Raw genomic sequence first — 5,995 nt, forward strand, 5'->3', positions numbered from 1 at the left:
TAATGACTAATGACTAATGACTAATGACTAATGACTAATGACTAATGACTAATGACTAATGACTAATGACTAATGACTAATGACTAATGACTAATGACTAATGACTAATGACTAATGACTAATGACTTCCCTTATTCCACCGTCACCGACTTCGCCAAATTGCGCGGCTGATCCACATCCAAACCCCGACGTGCCGCAATGTGATAGGCCAACAATTGCAGCGGAATTACTGTCACAATCGGCGACAACAATTCATCCACCAAAGGTACCGGCAAAACGTGGTCAAAAATATCGGCTTCCGCTGCGCCCTGCTTCGGGGTAACGCCAATTAAACGTGCGTCGCGCGCCTTGGCTTCCTGAGCGTTGGAAAGGACTTTTTCGTAGACGCTTCCGGGCATGGCGATCGCCACTACAGGCACTTTAGCATCCAAAAGGGCGATCGGGCCGTGTTTCATTTCTCCCGCCGGATATCCTTCAGCGTGAATGTAGCTAATTTCCTTCAATTTCAGCGCCCCTTCCAAAGCAATCGGAAAGTTAATTCCCCGCCCCAAAAATATAAAATCTTGGGTTTCGGTAAACTGGTGGGACAATTCCTCCACATACTGTTCTTGAATCTCCAAAAACTTCTCAATTTGCCCTGGTAAATGGCGCAAACCAGCAATAATTTCTATCAATCTCTCCGTGCTGATTGTTTGTCGCCGGTGCGCTAAATCCAAAGCTAATAAATAGAATGCCATCAACTGAGTGACAAAAGTTTTAGTAGCAGCCACGCCGATTTCTATACCGGCGTGGGTGCTGATTACGTGCGGCATCATGTGGGCGATCGAGCTTTCTGTTCCGTTAGTAATGCCCAACATTCTCGCGCGAAATTTATCGGTAAAACCCGCACGGCGCTGCTGTTCCATCCCCAAAGCAGCCAGGGTGTCTGCCGTTTCTCCCGACTGCGTTACCCCAATAATTAAAGTATTTGCTGTTAGCGGTGCCGGTGCGTAACGGTACTCAGAAGCGTACTGCACCGCAGTAGGAATATTCGCTAGCTGTTCCAACAAATATTTGCCAATTAGCGAGGCGTGCCAGCTCGTTCCGCAGGCGAGAATTGAAATTTGTTCAACATCGGCACAAAGTTCTTCGGGCAAGTTGAGATTGATGGGAGAGCGCAGATTTCCCGGCTGCCAATCGCTGTCTAAATAAGCATCCAAACAAGCTCGAACTACGGCTGGCTGTTCATAAATCTCCTTGTGCATGAAGTGTTTGAAGCCTTGTTTTTCGACTAAAACCGGACTCCAACCAAGGATGCGCGGGCTTTTTTTGAGCCTTTCCCCTGTAAAGTTGTAAACTTCGACTCCCATTGGAGTTAGCCTAGCCAATTCGCCATTTTCCAAGGACAAAACGGTGCGGGTGTGAGATATTAAGGCCGGCGTGTCGGAAGCGCAGAAAAATTCGCCAGCACCAAAGCCGATAACCAAAGGAGCTTGCTGTCTGGCAACAATTATTTCGTCTGGAAAGTCGGCGCAAATCGCAGCGATCGCAAAAGCTCCTTCTAACCGATTGACAACCTTGGAAACCACTTCCAAAAACGACAAATCAGCAATTTCCTCTGCTGTGGGATCTTTTTCTTCTTCCTTCTTCCTTCTTCCTTCTGCCTTCTGCCTTCTTTCTTCCTCAAAAAAATCAGCTATTAAATGAGGAATAACTTCTGTATCGGTATCCGAGACAAATTTATGTCCCTTCGCTGTCAATTCTTGCCGCAACTCGCGATAATTTTCGACAATGCCATTTTGAACAACGGCAATTCGCCCGCTATTGTCCATGTGAGGGTGAGCGTTATATTCCTCTGGTTTGCCGTGAGTTGCCCAGCGGGTGTGTCCGATGCCGATGGTAGCCGGAGAGTCTATCTCTGCTAGCTTTTCCCGGAGGTTGTGCAACTTGCCCTTTGCTCGGATGCAGGTAATTTCTCCTTCGGAGATGGTAGCCAGGCCCGCTGAATCATAGCCCCGGTATTCTAGTTTCTCCAATCCTGCTAGCAAAATCTCGCTTGCTGTTTGCGTGCCGATATAGCCAACGATTCCGCACATTTAAGGTAAAACTCCTGCTTAGCGATCGCCATAAAACCCAAGTTTTATCATTTTTAGCTTCTTCGTGCCACAAAATTCAGATTTTGCGACTAAAAGAGAGGGGGCAATTTAATCGCCCCCTCTATACGTGCCCGTAATTCGATCGGCGTGCCGATCGATATTTAGTAGGCTAGACCCATACTGCGAGTAGTTTCTGCTCCCAGGTAAACCCGGATGCTTAGAAAATCGGTAGGGCAAGCAGTTTCGCAACGCTTGCAACCTACACAGTCTTCTGTGCGGGGAGATGAGGCAATCTGAGCCGCTTTGCAGCCATCCCAGGGCACCATCTCCAAAACATCAGTCGGACAAGCGCGGACGCATTGAGTGCAGCCGATGCAGGTATCGTAAATTTTGACTGAATGAGACATTGAATAAAGGCTCCCAACGAGTCACTAAAAATTTGCTAGCTCTGCGGATTAACAGATTTGACGGCGACGTGCCACCGCTATAGCCTGCACAGAGAGTTAAGCGTTAGTTTACCGCAGTGGCTGGAAGCACTTCCCCAAAAAGCGACAAAACTTCACAGTTATTCACGCTTCCAGTCCCATAGAAGTAGCTTGAAGAGCGCCCTAGGGAGTTCGCGTGCCCGAGTTCCAGCACTAGGGTATGATTGCGATCGCCGGATTCGGTCTTAACGCTACCGGAGACAGCACTACGGTATGATTTCGATCCGCCGGATTGGATCTGAGCAAAAACTCCAATTCTGACTGCCAAACCGTGCCAATCGATCGACTCAAAGCCGAATTCGTCGAAACTTGTATCCGTTTTTAGGCGGACTCGGTGGCAACCGTGGCTTTTGTGAAGATAAAAAACCGCAAATTGACGAATATCAACGGCGAGATGTTGTTTGATGCAAACAGTCCATTTGTAATGGCATAAACCTTGAAGCCTTGAGACTCTACACTCGCAATTTGCAAGCATTGCTTACCGCTACACGAGCTATTAGAGGAATTTTACCCGTTTGTCAATCTACTTTACGCTGTGAGGCAATGAAGGGAGATCGGGGAGCTAAGAAAAAACCCACGAGACTAGCAAATAGAATCGGTGTAAAAGTGCTTAACCCTGTCAACTTCGCGAGGAGCAGAGTTGTACTAATTGGAGTGCGAGTAACCGTTGAATTCAAAGCAGCCATTACACAAATCATTGCCAAAGTCTCATTCGAGCCGATAGGATTCATAATGGTGATTGCCTTTCCTAAACAGGCTCCTATAAAAAATAGCGGAATGATTATTCCCCCTCGCCAGCCCCCATTGATAGTCACACTAATAGCAAATACTTTAGCAACAACTAAAGTCAATAGAAATGTCAGAGAAAAGTTTCCCTCAACAATTTTTTCTATTTGATGCTCCCCAAAGAAACGAGTGAGCGGAAAGAAAGCTGATAAACTACCAAGTGCTAGTCCGGCTAAAGTAGTTCGTACATAAATGGGACTGTGTATCGAATCAAACAAGCGACCAACACTGCGAAATACAGCGATAAAAAACCACCCCATAATCGCCCCTACGATTCCATAAGCAATCGCTGCGCCAAAGTCATAAAGACTGTCCACATTGTACTGAGGAAAATTCCAGGTAGGCCCAAGTCCAAGCTGAGTAATTGCGACAAAGATGGTGTAACTCGCACAACTTGCCACTACCGCAGGCAATATTGCTTCAAAATACTCTACAACATTCTGATGATGCAGGATTTCTAAAGCAAAAAAAGTACCGCCTAAAGGAGCGCCGAACAAAACTGTAAAACCAGAGGCCATACCAGCAAGACTCAAAGTTCGCAGTGCTTCTCCGCTTAATTTAAAGCGATCGGCTAACCAGGTACCAATTGAACCTGTGACTTGCACCATTGGCGATTCTGGGCCAGCACTGCCTCCACTGGCAATACTGAGTAGCGACGACAGAATCATCGAAGGATTTTCATTCATTGGTAATCGTCCACCCTTGAGATGAATATTGTCAATAATCAACCCAATTTCCCCAGGATTTCCCAGCCAATGAATGATCAAACCGATGAGCAAACCAGCAAGGGGCATGACGATTAGTAGATAACCTCCACTAAAATTTTCAAATCCCCGCATCATGTAAGACAAACATATCCAATACGTTGCAGCAAATAAACCACAAATGATGCCTAGCATTGCCCATAGCAATACCGAACGTGTGAGATTTATTGGGTTTCGTTTCATTGCTTGTTCCTTGTCTCTAACTAGGAAGTTAGGAAGTCTTAAAACTATTTTGTATAATAGTATACTGTTTTTTGGTCTGTATCTTGTGTTGACTCAAAAATGTATGAGCCCGATCGAGCCGAAAGCTCGCGGGCTCTGTATAATTCCGATCTAACCGGATTTGATTTGAGTAAAAACTCAAGTTTTTATGCTAATTTCCCAAACTGCTGCAACAGTTGTCAGGGCTTGTTGTTTGAGATTCTGGCTTTTAGCAAAGATTTGGGTGAACTGTCTTCTATACCAACTGTTGCAAATTTTTTGATAATTAGTATTGCTGCAAACTGGTGCAAATCGATCGACTAAAAGCCTAATTTTTCTAACACGGGCTTAGTGGAAACAATATGCCGATCGAGTCCCAGTTGTTTCGGATTCACGCCCAAAGCCAAAGCCACCAATTGCGGCAAATGCAGCACCGGCAAACCCAATTTGCGATCGATCGCTTTTTCCACCTCCGGCTGCCGCGAATCCAAATTTAAATGACACAGCGGACAAGGAGTTACCATACAATCAGCGCCATTGTCAATAGCATCTTGAATGTGTTTTCCAGCCATCGCAAAAGATTGGTTAGTGGCATAACTCGCCAGCGGCCAGCCGCAGCACTGCGTCCGCCCTCGATAGTAAACGGGAGTTGCGCCGATCGCCCGAAACACATTTTCCATCGATTCCGGTTGGTGCGGGTCATCGTAAGCCAAATGTTCCTGAGCTCGCAGCAGATAGCATCCGTAAAAAGACGCGCACTTCAAACCGGAAAGCTTGCGGGTGACTCGCTTCTGCACTTCCTCCAGGCCGTAGTCGGCAACGATCGCCCACAGGAGATGTTTCACCTCGGTACTGCCTTGGTAGGGCGAACAGCCTTGTTTTTCGAGCAAACCGTTGACTTTTTCGAGGTAAGGTCGATAGGTCTTTTGGGATTGCTTGAGGCGATCGTCCACATGACCGATGACCCCTTGACAAGTGCTGCAATGGGTGAGTAAAGGCAGATTCAGTTGCTCGGCCAAGGCAATATTCCGGGCGTTGACGGTATCTTCGAGCAACTGCGAATCTTCCTTGAAAGTGCCAGAACCGCAGCAGGAAGCTTTCTTGAGTTCCACCAGTTCAATGCCCAAGGCTTGAGTTAGCGCTTGGGTAGACTGGTAAAGTTCGCGGGCGGCCCCTTGGGCTACGCAACCGGGAAAGTAAGCATATTTGAGAGTTGGGGATGGCATAGTCGTTTCTGCTGGGGAGACAAGGTTCGGGACAAGGGATAAGGGCGATCGGATTTCCTCTCCACAATTACCGCATCAGAGTCTAGCTAGGGGTGAATTGTCAGCTTTTCTCAAGAATTTTCAGACCGATTTACCCAAAGGATGCAACTGTAAAAAAACTTAAAACCCGTATCCAGTCAGTAATCCCAATCTCAAATCTCAAATCTCAAATGGTATGAGTAAGTTGCTACTATAGCCTTTCGAGATCTCATAGGAGGTACTATCCGGGATAGGCCTCCGTGGCCTCCGTGGGCATCGGGCATGGGGCATGGGGCATGGCACCACGCGATCGAACCGCTATAGATTGAAATTGTATATTTCGATTACTTGAGCAAAAATCATCTCCCCATCTCCTCCTCTCCCCATCTCCCTATCTCCCCATCTCCTCCTCTCCCCATCTCCCTATCTCCCCATCTCCC

Annotated in this window: 5 protein-coding genes; all 5 read right to left on the reverse strand. The window is 47.0% G+C overall.

What is annotated here, in order from left to right; genetic code table 11:
• Window positions 1–131: 131 nt before the first annotated feature.
• Window positions 132–2,075 carry a glutamine--fructose-6-phosphate transaminase (isomerizing) gene (glmS, locus tag IQ263_RS27365; RefSeq protein ID WP_194071198.1) on the reverse strand — a complete coding sequence of 648 codons (1,944 nt, stop codon included), beginning with the start codon at window positions 2,073–2,075 and terminating at the stop codon, window positions 132–134.
• A gap of 161 nt (window positions 2,076–2,236) precedes the next feature.
• On the reverse strand, window positions 2,237–2,482 hold the full coding sequence (gene psaC, locus IQ263_RS27370) for a photosystem I iron-sulfur center protein PsaC (protein ID WP_015175986.1): 246 nt from the start codon (window positions 2,480–2,482) through the stop codon (window positions 2,237–2,239).
• A 103-nt stretch (window positions 2,483–2,585) separates the two neighbouring features.
• Entirely contained in the window at window positions 2,586–3,035 is a 450-nt protein-coding gene (locus IQ263_RS27375) for a hypothetical protein (protein WP_194071199.1), read from the reverse strand.
• Window positions 3,036–3,078: 43 nt separating this feature from the next.
• Window positions 3,079–4,293, reverse strand: coding sequence for a chloride channel protein (locus IQ263_RS27380; RefSeq protein WP_194071200.1), 1,215 nt, complete (start codon window positions 4,291–4,293; stop codon window positions 3,079–3,081).
• A gap of 338 nt (window positions 4,294–4,631) precedes the next feature.
• Entirely contained in the window at window positions 4,632–5,537 is a 906-nt protein-coding gene (locus tag IQ263_RS27385; RefSeq protein ID WP_194071201.1) for a CoB--CoM heterodisulfide reductase iron-sulfur subunit B family protein, read from the reverse strand.
• Window positions 5,538–5,995: the final 458 nt, after the last annotated feature.

It is taken from the genome of Tychonema sp. LEGE 06208 (genome assembly GCF_015207505.1).
Classification (GTDB): Bacteria; Cyanobacteriota; Cyanobacteriia; order Cyanobacteriales; family Microcoleaceae; genus Microcoleus.